Raw genomic sequence first — 13,779 nt, 5'->3', positions numbered from 1 at the left:
GGGAAACGGAAGGAAGGTGAAAGAAGAGGTATGGTATTGCCTGAATCCGGCGTTTCTGCTACAAACGGCGAATCATCCGCCTCCTTCCCGTTCCACTGATGACGCCGGGGGCTGAACGCCATTGCCCCGCCGGGGTCTTACCGACATGCCGAGAAAGATTTACAAGTTATGCGTCTCCTATGATGAGGCGGGGGCCCGGCTGCGGCAGAAAGTGGCGGAAGGCGTGAAGGGAGCGAGCGACTTTGTCTGGCAGGCATCCTTCCGCGACCTGGAATCTGCGGAGCTTCCTCCCGGCGACGGCGTGGTCTGGGTTTATCCCGTTTTCATGCAGACCGGCAGAACGGTGACGGAAACCCTGCCGGAATTGCTGCGTTCCCTGTATGCGGAGCGCGGCTTGTCCCCGGCTCTGGAATTCCGGCCCGTATGGGGAGCGGAGCGTACATGGAACCTTGGCGTGTGGAAATCCCTGGAGAAGGAATTGGAGCAGGGCGCTTCCCTGCTGGTGGTGGCCCACGGCGTGACGGGAAGGGAATTGCCCCCGGAACCGTCCGATTTTCTGGAACATTCAAAAGTATGGCTGCCGAAGGGAACGGAGATGGCGCTGGCGTACTTCGGCGTTTCTCCTTCCGTGGAAGAGGTTCTTCCTTCTCTGAAGGGAAAGAAGGTGCTTGTTCTTCCATTCCTGATCGGGGAAGGCAAGCACATGAGGGAGGACATGCCTTCTCCGGAGCTGGCTGCCAGGTTCGGCAAGGAGGTGAAGATACTGCCGCCTTTCGGCACATTTTATTTGCAGGCGGAGCACGCATCCCGGCCGGCGGAGCCGGAAGGAGGTGCGGAAAAAAATTCCGACTGGCCGGACATGGCGAATCTGGAGGATGTCCGGGCATGGTATCTGCGCCAATTTGAAGAGACGCGGGAGGAACTGGAACAGATACCGGAATACGGGGCAATGCGCGAAGGAGCGGCCCCCGTCATTGAGCAGATCGCCAAGGCATTTGCCGGTGTGGAACTGGGGAACGGAATAGGGCTGCTCCAGGCGGATTACAGGGATATGGAGGGATTCGGGGAGGTTTTTCGCGGACTGGCGGCCAGTGATGAACGGCACGACTGGACAAAACTGACGGCCGCGATGCTGAATCACTGCTTTACGGCCCTGTGCTTTACGGATCCGGAGGGCTACCGTTTTCTGGTCCCCGCATTCATGTGCTGTGACCTGCGGCGCAGGATGTGGAGCTACATGGAGGTAACGTGTTCCGAGGATTTCGCGGAATGGGGTTTGGAGGCTACGGCCCTGCTCAGTGCAGACCAGCGCCGGGCCATGGAAGCCTATGTGGATTTTTGCCGCTCCTGCAGAGAGGAAGGCGGAGAAGACAGGAAATTGCCCTGGCAATGGAATTGAACGGAAAAACACCGCCCGCCGGGTTGAAGGTCTACGGCTATTACCTGATCGAGCCTTTCCATGTACCCCCGGATTCCGGCTTTTTCCCGGTTTCCGTCATTCTTTCCGTCAGCGATTGCCTGTGCCGCCTTCATCCGGAGATGGACTGGGGTCGGTACGGACGTGCGGAGGAGGATTATCCCCGGAGCATGGGACTTTCCCCGCGGGAGGCGCAGCAGCTGCGTGAAGCGGCGGAAGAGTTCATGGACTGCTGGGTAGCCGACAATTTTCCCACTCTGGCGGGAGGCCGCCGTGTGCTTTCATTATTGTCTTCTTCCGGCCGCGAATTGGAGCTGGTCAGTATCTCCTTTGCCGGGGAAGATGACCGGGCCATGCGCGCGGCAGTGGAACGGGAACGCGGCGCCGCTCCGCAGGCGGACGAGCCGGAATGCGGGGAATTCCTGGGTTTCGACATCGTTGGGTTATGAATGCGGCTCCTTCCATTCCTGGCTGTGCAATGCCCTTTACAAAGATGTGGAGGAAAGTTATGGACTGAAGTTCAATTCCTTCGGATTGCTGGAAAACGACTGGGAAGAAGTGTGCGCCATGACCGCAGCCATTCAGGGCATCGGGGAACCGGTGGTGTGGACGCCGTGCGTTGTCCGCCGTTATGCTGCGGAGTAAAGAAGGCTTTCCTCCCGCCGTTATGCCGCCTGGCGTATGGATTCGCGTTCTTCCCCGGAGCATGGGGGAAAGGGCTGTTTCGTGGACTGTGCGAGCCTCTTTCTCGTGAAGAAGTAGGCAATGGCGAGCGGCACGCAGGAACCGATCCATGCGGCGGGGCTCGCCATGCTGGCCCCGGCAAAACCCAGGTACCGCGCCAGGATAATGGCGGCAAAGGCGCGCATCGCCAGCTCCATGACGCCCGCAAAGGTGGGCACAACGCTCTGCCCCAGCCCCTGAAGCGTGTAGCGGAATACGAACAGCAGGGCCAGTACCCAGTACATGGAGGCGTTGATGTTCAAATAGGTCTGGGCCAGCCTGACGACTTCCCGCTCTCCCGTTCCTACAAACAGCCGAATGAGTTCCGGTCCCCAGATGATGTTCACGACGGCTACGGCGATGCTGAATCCTACGGACATGAGGCTGCACTGCAGCACCCCCTGCCGGATGCGGAGCGGATTCCTGGCTCCGTAGTTCTGGGCTACATAAGTAGCCATCGCGATGCCGAAGGACATCATGGGCAGCGTGGCCACCATGTCGATTTTCTGGGCGGCGCTGAAGGCGGCTACGGCTTGGGCTCCCAGCCGGTTCAGCGCGAATTGCACGAGAATGGCGCCTATGGCGATGATGGATGCCTGGAAGCCCATGGGCAGGGCCAGGCGGATATGCGCCCAGAGGTAGCGGCGGCTCATGTTCCAGTCCGCCCGGGTAAGCCGGAGCATGGGAAACTTCCTGAACACGTAGATGGTGCAGAGCAGCCCGGAAACCAGCTGGGAAACGACCGTGGCTACGGCAGCCCCGGCGGGCCCCATGCCGAAACGCAGGATCAGCGCCAGGTCCAGGGCGATATTCAGCACGCAGGCCAGCACCAGGAAGTAGAGAGGGGTTCTGCTGTCCCCCAGGGCGCGGATGACGTTGGAAAGGAGGTTGAACAGCATGGCCGCGCCGATTCCCCAGAAAATAATGATGATGTAGGAATGGGCCGCATCCAGAATTTCCGGCGGCGTTTGCAGCAGTTCCAGCACGGGGCGGGCGAAGACGACGCTCACGGCCGTCAGCAGGACGGTTGCCGCCGCGCTTAGGAGGATGCACACGGCAAAACTGCGCCGCACGGCCCGTTTGCGTCCGGCGCCGAAACGCTGGGCCGTGATGATGGCAAGGCCGGCCGTGAACCCGATCACGAACCCGAGGATGAAAAACATCAGCCCTCCCGTGCAGCCTACGGCGGCCAGGGCTTCCACACCCAGCGTCCTGCCCACGATCAGGGTGTCCGCCATGTTGTAGAACTGCTGGAACAGGTTGCCGATCAGCAGGGGAATGGTGAACAGGAAAATCAATTTGGCGGGATTTCCGCTTGTCAGGGTCTTGGTCATCCGAAGCGGACGCATGGAACGCCCGCCCGGCGTTTTTTCCAAGTCCGTTTTGCGGCATGTTCATGTTTTTTGTACGATAAGTGTCCGCATGCCTCCCGGAAGGTCTGGAACGGCACGGGCGCCGGGAAGTGCGGCGGATGACGGAATGGTTTCGTAAATCAATGATTTATGCTTTGACAAGAAGGACTGCGCGCGGTATATTATCCGTCCCTCGCGCGATTCGGCGCAACCTAAACAATGGGGATCGGAGGGGTAGAAAGCGTCGAAGTCCCCAAAAAACGCTTTTCCTGCCGCAAGGAAAGCCACCTACATACATATATGATTAATGATCTGATTAACCAGATGGTTGAAGCCGGTGTTCATTTGGGCCACCAGACCCGCAAATGGCACCCCAGCATGAAGAAGTACCTCCTCAAGGACAAGGCCGGTATTCATATCGTCAACCTTGAAGAAACTGAAAAGTGCCTGGACAAGGCCTGCTCCTTCCTCGCTGATCTGGCCCGCCGCAACAAGAAGATTCTCTTCGTCGGCTGCAAGCGCCAGGCCCAGGAAGCCGTCCGCGAAGCTGCGGAAGCCACTGGTCAGTACTATGTGAACCACCGCTGGCTGGGCGGCATGCTCACCAACATGAGCACCATCCGCAAGAGCATCGAACGCCTTTCCTATCTCGAAGGGATTGAAAAGACCCCCGAGTTCAAGAGCATGTCCAAGAAGGAACTGGCCGCTCTGGACCGCGAACGCCAGAAGCTGGAACGCAACCTCCAGGGCATCCGCAACATGGGCGGCGCTCCGGACGCCATGGTGGCCATCGGCGCCGACCATGAAGACATCGCCATCCGCGAAGCCCACCGTCTGAACATCCCCGTCTGCGTGCTGGTTGACACCAACGCCGACCCGAAGGACATCGATTTCCCGATCCCCGGCAACGACGACGCCGTCCGCTCCATCCGTCTGATTCTTGACTGTATCGTCAAGGCCATCAACGAAGGCAAGGGCGCCGCCGCCAACGCCTAATCAAACCCCATTTAGAAAGAACAGAAAAACTATGGCAGAAATTACTGCTGCTCTCGTCAAAGCCCTCCGTGACAAGACGGATGCCGGCATGATGGATTGCAAGAAGGCCCTCAACGAATGCAACGGCGACATGGAAGCCGCCGTGAAGTACCTTCGTGAAAAGGGCATCGCCAAGGCTGCCGCCAAGGCTGACCGCGACGCCAAGGAAGGTGTAATCCGCACCGTCGTAGCTCCCTGCGGCTGCTGCGGCATCATCCTTGAACTCAACTGTGAAACGGACTTCTGCGCCAAGGGCGACAAGTTCCAGGGCCTGGTGAACGACGTTGCCAAGGCGCTCGCGGACTCCAAGGCCTCCACCCTGGAGGAAGCCCTGCAGGTCTCCATGCCTGAAGGCACCACGGAAGAGTACATCAAGGCCATGTGCAGCTCCATCGGCGAAAACATGGGCCTGCGCAAATTCGCCCGCCTGACGGTGGACGGCAACGGCACCATCGCCTCCTACATCCATATGGGCGGCAAGGTCGGCGTTCTGCTGTCCGTCAAGGCCGGCAAGGAAGAAACCGTCAAGAGCGACGCGTTCAAGGCCCTGGTCAAGGACCTGACCCTGCACATCGCCGCCGCCGCTCCCAAGAGCGTCAGCTCCGACAGCCTGGACCCCGCCTTTGTGGCTGAAGAACAGGAAATCGCGCGCCAGCAGCTCATTCAGGAAGGCAAGCCGGAACACCTGCTGGAAAAAATCCTGCCCGGCAAGCTGAAGGCCCTGTATGCCCAGTCCTGCCTGCTGAACCAGGGATTCGTGAAGGATCCTTCCGTGTCTGTGGACGCCCTGCTCAAGCAGGTCGGCAAGGAACTCGGCGACGAAATCTCCGTCGTCTCCTTCGTCCGCTACCAGCTTGGCGCGTAAGCCCGGATGAACTGAATTTCAGGAGCCGTTCCCTGCGAGGGGAGCGGCTCTTTTTCATGTTGCCGAATCCCTGGTCCCCTCTGGGGCGGCAGTTTTCCTGATGAGTGAATCATGGGTTATTCCTTGCGCATGCAGTCATGCCGCTCTTCAACAGGAAACCCGCCTGTTGACGGAAAAATCCATCATCCATGATCGGTGTCCGGATTCTCGCCATAACCGTCAGGGCGATGGTTTGCCGCTATTTTACCGTCCTGTTGCTGCCACAGGGATGAATCCGGGCGGTCTGTTCATTTCCCCTTTCTCCGGAATTGGTTGACCGGGAATACAGGCAGCCCGGACGGAAGCGTTTTTACTTGCTGCCGGGGGAATGTGCGGATAAAACGGCTTTCATGGAGCCTGGGGATGACAGGAAGGGCCTTGTGGAAAAACCGGTGAAGCATGATCCGGTTTTCCGCCTGCTCATGGGAGTGATCATCGGCATGTTCATCTGGAACATGGTGCTAGCCTCAAGCCTGTTGCAGCCCCTCTTCGGGCTTGTGTCCGGAGGCTGGTATTTTCTGCTTCTGCTGTGGTTTTTCGTGGGGACCGGACGGAAGTACAGGTGGGAGACGGTTACCTTTTTAATCATCGGCATCATTTGCCATTTTTACTGGCTGTGGTCGGTCGCCACGCCGGGATATTTGCGGAGCGACGCCCAGGCCGGGCTTATTTTCATTTTCGGGGGCTTTTGGGCCGGAGGAACGGCTATTCTCGGCGATGCGGCGGTTTATGTCCTGGTGCAGCTGTTCCGCTGGTCTTTCAAGCCGGAGGATGATTCTCCGGGCTCATGAAGAGAAAGGAAAGCCGCCCTGTTCTTATTACTGCCGGGATGAATTGCTCTGCCGGGAGGGCTGGCGGCGCCCATGTTGACGAAGCTGGCACGGTTGGTATCTTGTCTTGTTCCGGAACACCTGTTAAAGTGGGGATATGGCTTTTCTGGAACTGGATCATGTGAGTGTCGTCTTTCCTGCGGTGCAGGGGATGCTCTCCTCCCGCAAACCGGCGTCCGTCGTGGCGGTGGACGGGGTATCCCTTTCCGTGGAAAAGGGAGAAATCCTGGGACTGGTGGGAGAGTCGGGCTGCGGCAAGTCCACGCTGTCCCGCACGGTGATGCTGCTCCAGAAACCCACGGAAGGCCGCATTTTCCTGGAAGGGGAGGAACTGACGGCCCTTTCCCCGTCCGAGGTCAGGAAGCGCCGCCCGGATTTCCAGATGGTTTTCCAGGACCCGTACGCATCCCTGAATCCCCGCTTTACCGTTTATGCGACGCTGAAGGAGGCTTTGGAATGCCGCCGCCGCAAGAGAACTTTCTCCCAGATGCGGGATGATGTGGCGGAACTGATGGAAAGGGTGGGGCTGAGCCCTGCCCTGATGCGGAAATACCCGCATGAGTTTTCCGGGGGACAGCGGCAGAGGGTGGCGATTGCCCGCGCCCTGGCGCCGGAACCCCGGCTGGTGATTGCGGACGAACCCGTTTCCGCGCTGGATGTTTCCATCCAGTCCCAGATTCTGAATCTTCTCATGACGCTTGCCCGGGATTTGAACCTGACCATGATTTTCATTTCCCACGATTTGTCCGTGGTCCATTACATCGCGGACAGGATTGCCGTCATGCGCAAGGGGCGCATCGTCGAATACGGGGATGCCGACGAGGTATTTTCCTCCCCGTCCCATGAATACACGCAGACCTTGCTGGCGGCCGTTCCACGGTGATGAACATGCGGTTGATACGCATATTCCTATTCGTCTGATTCTTCTTTCATCCAGCCCAGGAGGCGCAGATTCCCGTCAAGGAGGAAATAGTAAGTCGTTTTGTCCGAAAGATCGCCCAGGTTGGCTTTCGTTCTTCCCCACGCTGTTCTTGTCTCATAGCCGGCTATATATGTTACTTCAGCGACCTGCGTATTCCCGCAATACCAGTTGACGGGCAGGGAAGTCAGTTTTCCCTCCGCCGCATATCTGGCCGTAGCTCGTTCCAGCCGTTCCCTGTAAGACTGGAAATCGGAGTCATTCCGGCCGGGAAGAATCCTCTTTCTATTCAATCGCTGTTCTATTTCGTATATGTCTTTAGGTTTTTCCTTAATGATCTTCTCCATCGTGGCAGGAGTCATATCAGGATTTAAGCTGTATTTGACGTATAAAAAAGGATACATGAAGGCAAACGGCATGGCGATCCATACGGCCCCTGCCGCAATCAGGAGGCCTGCTATCCATTTAAAAACGGTTTTCATTTTTTTCAGGTAAGTTTTTGTTGGGATAATTCTACCTGCCAAGAGGTGACGCATCTTTCCAATGCCTTTTATTTTTGCCGGAATCGCTTTCCGTGCTGCGGGCGTCGGCTGATTTCCGGTACAGACGCCGGCTTGTATGTTGTCCGGCATTCCGTGCCATTCTTACCAGAAGTACTATCCATAGTCGATGAAGGAGATGAAAAACTCCGGGGCATTATTTCTCTTTTAAACTGAAGTAAACGGATTCCATGGTCCGCAGCCCGTAAAGGGACCGGAGAAACCCGGATTTAGACACTTTAAGGAAATCCGGGAAATGTTTCCCATGGTATTTGCCCTTTCAGGGGATAGAGGCTGTCATGGCGAATTTGCCGCAGCATCCCCCCGGGCGAGTTTACTTTAAAAAGGCCGTCATATGATGGCACATTTTCATGAAATGGAAATGTGGAGGAATTGTCTGAATAAAAGACAACGACTCGTCTATTCAAACCATGAAAAAGTCTTATTGGTCCGTGGCGCTTTTTTGCTGCTGCCTGTCCGCGGCGGGTGCGCAGCAGACCGATGTGCAGTCCGTCGCCGGAAATGTGGTGGAATGGAGGCATCATCTCCACGAGAATCCGGAGCTTTCCTTCAAGGAATACAATACAGGCAGATATGTGGCCGACATGCTGCGCTCCTTCGGCAATATTGAAGTCGTCCGGCCTGCGGAAACTTCCGTCATAGGCATTCTCCGCGGAGCCAAACCGGGCCGTACCGTGGGTTTCCGGGCGGACATGGATGCCCTTCCCGTGCAGGAGGAAACCGGGTTTTCCTTTGCCAGCAAGACGCCGGGCGTCAGCCATGCCTGCGGCCATGACATGCATACGGCCATGCTGCTGGGAACCGCCAAGGTCCTTTCCGGCATGCAGGAGGAACTGCAAGGCACGGTTTATTTCATTTTCCAGCATGCGGAGGAAAAGTCCCCCGGCGGAGCCTTGCAGATCATCAAGAGCGGAAAGCTGAAGGGGGTGGACGCCATTTTCGGCGCGCACGTCATTCCCAACATGCCGGCGGGGTCCATCGGCATGCTGCCGGCAGGCGCCGCTTCTTCTTCATCGGACGGATTTTTCCTGACCATTCAGGGAAAGGGTTCCCACGGTTCCATGCCTCAGATGGGCGTGGACCCCATCGTGACGGGGTCTGAGATCGTGATGATGCTTCAGACCGTCGTGTCCCGCAATGTGACGCCCGGGGAAATGGCCGTGGTTTCCGTCGGAAAGTTCCAGTCGGGAGACGCTCCGAACGTGATTCCCGGCAAGGCGGAGCTGGCCGCGTCCATCCGCACCGTCACGCCGGAAACCCGCAAGTTGATGGAGGAGCGCGTCCGTTCCATCATCGGCCATGTGTGCGAGGCCAACGGGGCGGCGTACAAGCTGGATTACGTACTCGGCTACCCGGCTATTCAGAATGATGCCGCTCTCCGGGAACTGGCGAAGAAGGCCGCCATGGAGGCGGTGGGCGCGAAAAACGTGTTCGATGCCCCGAGACTTTCCGCCAGTGAAGATTTTTCCTATTATGCGCAGGTAGCGCCGACCTATTTCATGATCGTGGGTTCCGGTGACGGTCCCCCCAACCACAATCCCGGCTTCAGGGCGGATGACAGCGCCTTGCTCAACGGCGTGAAGGCGGAAGTGCGGATTATTCTGGATTATCTGAACGGCAAGTAGGTTTCCGGGGAAAGGCTCATTCTGCGGAAGCCGCCTGTACCTGCATTTCCCGGATGCATTCCTCCATCAGGGCGGCGTCTATTTCATGGACGTCCATTCCCTTTCCGATGCCGGTGAGCATCAGAACGGTCAGATGGCCGCCCAGGTGCTCGCGGAAGGCTTCCAGCCCTTTCAGGATTTCGCATGCGCCGTCCTTCGTTCTCCGGGTGAGAAGAGGATGGAAAACGGGCAGTTCCAGGGATTTCAGGACGGCAATGATCCGTTCCGCCTGCCGGGAGGGCAGCCAGCCTTTTTTGACGGAGTAAAGAATGTCCAGGCACATTCCCACGGAGACGGCTTCCGCATGGCCCAGCGTATAGCCGGACATGGTTTCCATGTAGTGCGCAGCCCAGTGGCCGAAGTCCAGGGGGCGGCTTGAGCCCATTTCAAAGGCATCTCCTCCGCGGGCGATGTGTTCCGCATGGAGCAGGGCGGAACGCTCTACGGCGTGTTCCAGTATGTCCGGCCTGCATGCGGCCAGGGCTCCGGCGTGTTCCTCCAGCCAGTCGAAGAAAACGGCGTCTTTCACGACAGCTACCTTTACCACCTCCGCAAGGCCCGCGCGTTTGAGGGAGAAGGGCTGGGAGTGCAGAAAGAGGAAGTCGTTCAGGGTGGCCCAGGGCACGGCGAAGGTGCCCAAATAGTTTTTCTGCCCCATGAAATTGATGCCGTTTTTGACGCCTACGCCGGAATCCGCCTGGGAGAGGGTGGTGGTGGGCACGCGCAGCAGGCGGATGCCGCGGTGGGCGGTGGCGGCCGCAAAGCCCGCCACGTCCAGAAAGGCTCCGCCGCCCACGGCGACGATATGGGAATGACGGTCGATCCCCGCTTCCACGATGTGGCGCAGGGCCGCTTCCCAAGCGGCAAAGGTGGTTTTGGCCGCCTCCCCGCCCGGTACGGTCCGGCGCCCGGCATAGTCCGCTGTTCCGGCCCGTTCCGTGAAGTAGCGGTCGATGTCCGCCGGGAGGGAGGGGTAGAACCGTTCCAGTCCTTCTTCCACCAGGACGAGGACGCGGCTTCCCTCTCTCTGCTCCATCAGCCCGGCCAGTGCGTCGTTTTCCGGCCGGAAAACCCCGTGGGTGAAGGCGACCCTGTAGGGAAAATCCAGATGGATGTTCAGCGTGTGGAGGGACATTTCAGAACGTATGCTGTAAAACGGCGGCGTATCGGGACGGCAGGCTCAGTCCCTGCGGAGTACGGGAACGGCCCGCATCTGGATGAAGCGGTCCGCCTTGGCCGCCTCCTGCTGTGACATGTACATGGTGTACGGCTGCTGGCTGACTTCAATGCGGTGCGTGCCTCCGGGGGCGGGCCTGTCCAGAAGCTGGTTGAGGTGTTTGAAATTCTTTACCTGGATTCCGTCCACCTTTTCCACGATGGAGGGGCTCATGGTGGCGTACCCCAGGGTGGCCTGCGTGGGAAGGGCTACCAGAAAGACCACGATTTCATCCACGCCTTTTTTCCGGATTTCCTCTTTCTTTTCGATGGCCTCAACCAGGTTGAGGGGAGGGCGGTTTTTGCTGAGCTTGTTGATTTCTCCCACCAGGGCGCCCGTCAGCGGAACGAAGACCAGGCCGCCGTAAATGCGGTAGCGCGGTTCCGCGACAAAGGGGGCGGGATTGACCAGGTCCCCTTCCAATGCGCCGCGGTCCAGCGTGACGTCCACCGTCATGGGCCGGCTGACGCCGTCCTTGTCCTTGCGGCGGATGCCGAGCGTGATGACGTCTCCGGGTTTGGCGGAGTCGCGGAACAGGAAGTTGGCGGAGACGGGTCCCAGGGAGGGGTCCTTGATCAGCCCCTTGCTGTCCAGCGGGATGCCGTTGACGCTTTCCACAACGTCTCCGGAGCGTATGCCGGCCTTGTAGAAGGAACTGTAAACGGGCAGTTTGGCGACGTAGAGGCCGCCGCCGTTTTCAGGCAGCCCCAAGTATTTGCGGAAGACGGGGTCCGTCAGTTCCGTGACCTGTGTGCCGTCCGCCGGGAAGCCGGAGTATTTGCCGGACTGCGCCTGTTCAAGGAAGCGGGAAATCATGGTCTGGGTGACGGCCAGCACCTTTTGCGCGGAAGGGTTGCAGCTGGCGCTCAGGCCTATCAGCTCCTTCCCGGTCATGACGGGGTTGCCCGCGCCGCCCCTCAAAGGAGTGACGGAGGATTTGACATTGTACAGGACGAAGGGTTCGCCGCTGGTGAACGGGCAGGAGCTTTCCGTCGCCAGGATGGAGCCGGACGTGGTGATGGGGAGGCCGTCCGCGTTAAACTGCCAGAATTCCACCTTGTCCCCCAGTTTGGGGGCTTTCCCCAGCGTGACGGGGACCAGCTTGTCCAGGAAAGCGGCGTCTTTCTCGTTTTTCAGGCGGAGCAGAGCGAGGTTGGCTTCCGGGTCAAAGGCCGTAACGGTCACGGGAACCGTCTGGGAGCCGTCGGAGGAAGTTACTTCCACAAAGCTGGCGGAATAGACGATGTTGGCGGCAGTGAGGATGTTGCCGTCCCCCAGATAGATGCCGAAGCCTTCACTGTAGGACGGGTTTTCCTTGCTCCACGGCTGGACCATGGCATATCCCTGATTGGTGGCGTTGATGCCCACCATGGAGTTGGTGGGGGAAGGCACGGGGAGGGGTGTGGGAGGCGTTTCCTCCGGTTGTTCCGGAGTTATGGCGGGGGCCTGCTGCTGTTCCGGTTCGGGAGCCGGGGCCGGGATGGAGGATTCGCGCGGCTGGCATCCGGCAAGAAGGACCAGGGAACCGAAAGTAAGAAGAGGAAGGAGTTTCATGGCTGTTAGTTGGCGGGAGTTTCTTTACGGGAGGGCTGGCGGCCGGGAATGGCGCTGTCAAGCCGGGCGTTTTTGGGGATATTGTAGGTTTTAGAGATCCGCTTGTTGGCCGCTTCCATGGCTTTTCCTTCAAAGATCAGGGGGCGTTCTCCGTCTTTCAGTTCAATAATGACATATTCCGGCATTTTTTCCGGGTAAAGCAGTTTGTAGGCATGGCTGAGGCCCTTGACCTTCACGCCGTTGATTTTTTCCACGATGGCGTTGGAAACGGATCCGGAAAGGCGGGCGTTTACTTCGTCGTCCAATACCTTGGTGATGATGACCATGTCTTCATAGTCCACGCAGCCTCCGTCTTCCTGGTAGTCCCGGATGTCCAGGGCTACGTCCAGCATGGAGATGTCCGCCGCAGCCAGTACGTTGCGCTGGATGGGCTGGAATACCAGGCCGCCGAAGACGACGTAGCGGGGCATTTTGTCATATTCCTCCATCAGCAGTTCCTTGGCGCGGGAGGGTTTCATGACCATTTCCACTTTCATGGGCTTGCCGTCCCGGATGATGTCCAGGGGCAGCCTGTCATCCTTGAAGCAGCGTTCGATGAGCTCTTTCATGCTGATTTTCTGGCCTTCCAGTTCGATCATGGCGGAGCTGTCCACATCGTAGCCGTCCACCTTCATCAGGATGTCCCCGTTCCGGAGAGCGCCGTCCGCGGAAGAGCCTTTGAGAACCTTGCCGATCAGGACGCCCTTTTCGTCATCCGGCAGCCCGAATGCCTTGCGCATGGCGGGGTTCAGGATGGGGGCCGCCTGGATGCCCATGTCCACGTAGCCGTCATAGACTCCGTCCTTGATGTCCTCCAGAAAATGGCGGATGACGGGGGTGGGAATCACATACCCCGTGTTGTTGGCGTTGTTCAGACCCTGGAAGGCCACGCCGATGACTTTATTGCCCATGAGTGCGGGGCCGCCGCTGTTGCCCGGGTTGATGGCGGCATCCACCTGAATGGTGAGGTGTTCCATGTTCCGGGGATGGGCGTACGGGGTGAAGTCAATGCGGGAGACGACGCCGCGCGTGACGGAGAGCCTGTTGCCGCCGATGGGGTAGCCGATGACTCTTACCTCGTCTTCCAGATTGGGCAGGTTCTTGCTGAATTCGAAGGGCTTGATTCCCTTGAACGGCTTGAAATCCTCCACTTCCAGCAGGGCGAGGTCGGCATCATGGGCGATGAATTTGACCCTGGCGGGAATTTTGCGGGAGTCCCCGTACATGGAGATGTAGATGCGTTCCGCGTTGCTTACTACGTGCGCATTGGTCATGAAGGCGTTTTCACCGATCAGGAAACCAGTGCCGATGCCTCCCTGGTAGCGGCCCGTATCCCACGGCGTGGCGTAGTCCGGAGTCAGGGAGTCCACTTCAATTTTTACAACGCCCTTGTACTGGTCATTGATGGAAACGACGGGGCCGGACATGACTTTGTCCACCCCGAAGTCGGAAAGGGAGATGGCTGGCTCGTCCGCCGGAGAGAGGGATACTGCGGCGAGAGCCAGGAAGAGTCCCTGGAGGCATGTATGAAAACGCATGATGATAGATGGTTGGATGTGGTGCAAG

At 58.6% G+C, this 13,779-nt stretch carries 14 protein-coding genes; 9 read left to right on the top strand and 5 right to left on the bottom strand.

What is annotated here, in order from left to right:
* The first annotated feature begins 145 nt into the window (after positions 1 to 145).
* From OQH67_RS04045 to OQH67_RS04035, 3 genes are read left to right on the top strand one after another with little or no spacing between them, the layout of a single operon-like run.
* Positions 146 to 1,399 (top strand): DUF6714 family protein, encoded by a 1,254-nt coding sequence (locus OQH67_RS04045; RefSeq protein WP_215434348.1) that lies wholly within the window; start codon positions 146 to 148, stop codon positions 1,397 to 1,399.
* Positions 1,390 to 1,866 (top strand): hypothetical protein, encoded by a 477-nt coding sequence (locus OQH67_RS04040; RefSeq protein WP_215434349.1) that lies wholly within the window; start codon positions 1,390 to 1,392, stop codon positions 1,864 to 1,866. Before OQH67_RS04045 ends, OQH67_RS04040 begins: the two co-directional genes overlap by 10 nt.
* A complete protein-coding gene (locus OQH67_RS04035; RefSeq protein ID WP_215458833.1) occupies positions 1,856 to 2,062 on the top strand; it encodes a hypothetical protein in 207 nt (68 codons plus the stop codon). Before OQH67_RS04040 ends, OQH67_RS04035 begins: the two co-directional genes overlap by 11 nt.
* 20 nt (positions 2,063 to 2,082) lie before the next feature.
* Here OQH67_RS04035 and OQH67_RS04030 read toward each other — a convergent pair whose 3' ends face one another.
* Positions 2,083 to 3,474 carry an MATE family efflux transporter gene (locus OQH67_RS04030; RefSeq protein ID WP_215711634.1) on the bottom strand — a complete coding sequence of 464 codons (1,392 nt, stop codon included), beginning with the start codon at positions 3,472 to 3,474 and terminating at the stop codon, positions 2,083 to 2,085.
* A 318-nt stretch (positions 3,475 to 3,792) separates the two neighbouring features.
* Between OQH67_RS04030 and rpsB the strand changes: the two genes are divergently transcribed.
* The 5 genes from rpsB to OQH67_RS04005 all read left to right on the top strand — a co-directional run bounded on the left by rpsB (position 3,793) and on the right by OQH67_RS04005 (position 7,144).
* Complete coding sequence (gene rpsB, locus OQH67_RS04025) at positions 3,793 to 4,488, top strand: 30S ribosomal protein S2 (protein WP_067572164.1); 696 nt, start codon at positions 3,793 to 3,795, stop codon at positions 4,486 to 4,488.
* Positions 4,489 to 4,519: 31 nt separating this feature from the next.
* Positions 4,520 to 5,392, top strand: a complete 873-nt coding sequence (tsf, locus tag OQH67_RS04020; protein WP_215434353.1) for a translation elongation factor Ts — start codon at positions 4,520 to 4,522, stop codon at positions 5,390 to 5,392.
* Between the two features lie 100 nt (positions 5,393 to 5,492).
* Positions 5,493 to 5,708, top strand: coding sequence for a hypothetical protein (locus tag OQH67_RS04015; protein ID WP_215458834.1), 216 nt, complete (start codon positions 5,493 to 5,495; stop codon positions 5,706 to 5,708).
* 73 nt (positions 5,709 to 5,781) lie between these two features.
* On the top strand, positions 5,782 to 6,222 hold the full coding sequence (locus OQH67_RS04010; protein WP_215434355.1) for a hypothetical protein: 441 nt from the start codon (positions 5,782 to 5,784) through the stop codon (positions 6,220 to 6,222).
* 136 nt (positions 6,223 to 6,358) lie between these two features.
* Complete coding sequence (locus OQH67_RS04005) at positions 6,359 to 7,144, top strand: ATP-binding cassette domain-containing protein (RefSeq protein ID WP_067572057.1); 786 nt, start codon at positions 6,359 to 6,361, stop codon at positions 7,142 to 7,144.
* A gap of 26 nt (positions 7,145 to 7,170) precedes the next feature.
* Here the strand turns inward: OQH67_RS04005 and OQH67_RS04000 are convergent, their stop codons facing one another.
* On the bottom strand, positions 7,171 to 7,812 hold the full coding sequence (locus OQH67_RS04000; RefSeq protein ID WP_215434357.1) for a hypothetical protein: 642 nt from the start codon (positions 7,810 to 7,812) through the stop codon (positions 7,171 to 7,173).
* 338 nt (positions 7,813 to 8,150) lie between these two features.
* On the opposite strand from OQH67_RS04000, the gene OQH67_RS03995 reads away from it, so the two are divergent.
* Complete coding sequence (locus OQH67_RS03995; RefSeq protein ID WP_215434358.1) at positions 8,151 to 9,365, top strand: M20 metallopeptidase family protein; 1,215 nt, start codon at positions 8,151 to 8,153, stop codon at positions 9,363 to 9,365.
* Positions 9,366 to 9,381: 16 nt separating this feature from the next.
* Here the strand turns inward: OQH67_RS03995 and OQH67_RS03990 are convergent, their stop codons facing one another.
* From OQH67_RS03990 to OQH67_RS03980, 3 genes are read right to left on the bottom strand one after another with little or no spacing between them, the layout of a single operon-like run.
* A complete protein-coding gene (locus OQH67_RS03990) occupies positions 9,382 to 10,539 on the bottom strand; it encodes a 3-dehydroquinate synthase (protein WP_215434360.1) in 1,158 nt (385 codons plus the stop codon).
* Between the two features lie 45 nt (positions 10,540 to 10,584).
* Positions 10,585 to 12,174, bottom strand: coding sequence for a S1C family serine protease (locus OQH67_RS03985; protein WP_215434362.1), 1,590 nt, complete (start codon positions 12,172 to 12,174; stop codon positions 10,585 to 10,587).
* A gap of 5 nt (positions 12,175 to 12,179) precedes the next feature.
* The gene (locus OQH67_RS03980) at positions 12,180 to 13,751 is read right to left on the bottom strand and encodes a S1C family serine protease (protein WP_218957810.1); all 1,572 of its coding nucleotides are present in this window, start codon (positions 13,749 to 13,751) and stop codon (positions 12,180 to 12,182) included.
* Positions 13,752 to 13,779: the final 28 nt, after the last annotated feature.

Origin of the sequence: Akkermansia biwaensis (assembly GCF_026072915.1) — a bacterium.
In the GTDB taxonomy this organism is placed as follows: Bacteria; Verrucomicrobiota; Verrucomicrobiia; order Verrucomicrobiales; family Akkermansiaceae; genus Akkermansia; species Akkermansia biwaensis.
The sequence above is the reverse complement of the archived record's forward strand: the minus strand, read 5'-3'. Positions and strand labels throughout refer to the sequence as shown.

Excerpts from the sequence above, each read along its gene's own strand:
- OQH67_RS04045 (WP_215434348.1), top strand. The coding sequence starts at position 146 with ATGCCGAGAAAGATTTACAAGTTATGCGTCTCCTATGATGAGGCGGGG.
- OQH67_RS04040 (WP_215434349.1), top strand. The coding sequence starts at position 1,390 with ATGGAATTGAACGGAAAAACACCGCCCGCCGGGTTGAAGGTCTACGGC.
- OQH67_RS04030 (WP_215711634.1), bottom strand. The coding sequence starts at position 3,474 with ATGACCAAGACCCTGACAAGCGGAAATCCCGCCAAATTGATTTTCCTG.
- rpsB (WP_067572164.1), top strand. The coding sequence starts at position 3,793 with ATGATTAATGATCTGATTAACCAGATGGTTGAAGCCGGTGTTCATTTG.
- tsf (WP_215434353.1), top strand. The coding sequence starts at position 4,520 with ATGGCAGAAATTACTGCTGCTCTCGTCAAAGCCCTCCGTGACAAGACG.
- OQH67_RS04015 (WP_215458834.1), top strand. The coding sequence starts at position 5,493 with ATGAGTGAATCATGGGTTATTCCTTGCGCATGCAGTCATGCCGCTCTT.
- OQH67_RS04010 (WP_215434355.1), top strand. The coding sequence starts at position 5,782 with ATGGAGCCTGGGGATGACAGGAAGGGCCTTGTGGAAAAACCGGTGAAG.
- OQH67_RS04005 (WP_067572057.1), top strand. The coding sequence starts at position 6,359 with ATGGCTTTTCTGGAACTGGATCATGTGAGTGTCGTCTTTCCTGCGGTG.
- OQH67_RS04000 (WP_215434357.1), bottom strand. The coding sequence starts at position 7,812 with ATGCCGGACAACATACAAGCCGGCGTCTGTACCGGAAATCAGCCGACG.
- OQH67_RS03995 (WP_215434358.1), top strand. The coding sequence starts at position 8,151 with ATGAAAAAGTCTTATTGGTCCGTGGCGCTTTTTTGCTGCTGCCTGTCC.
- OQH67_RS03990 (WP_215434360.1), bottom strand. The coding sequence starts at position 10,539 with ATGTCCCTCCACACGCTGAACATCCATCTGGATTTTCCCTACAGGGTC.
- OQH67_RS03985 (WP_215434362.1), bottom strand. The coding sequence starts at position 12,174 with ATGAAACTCCTTCCTCTTCTTACTTTCGGTTCCCTGGTCCTTCTTGCC.
- OQH67_RS03980 (WP_218957810.1), bottom strand. The coding sequence starts at position 13,751 with ATGCGTTTTCATACATGCCTCCAGGGACTCTTCCTGGCTCTCGCCGCA.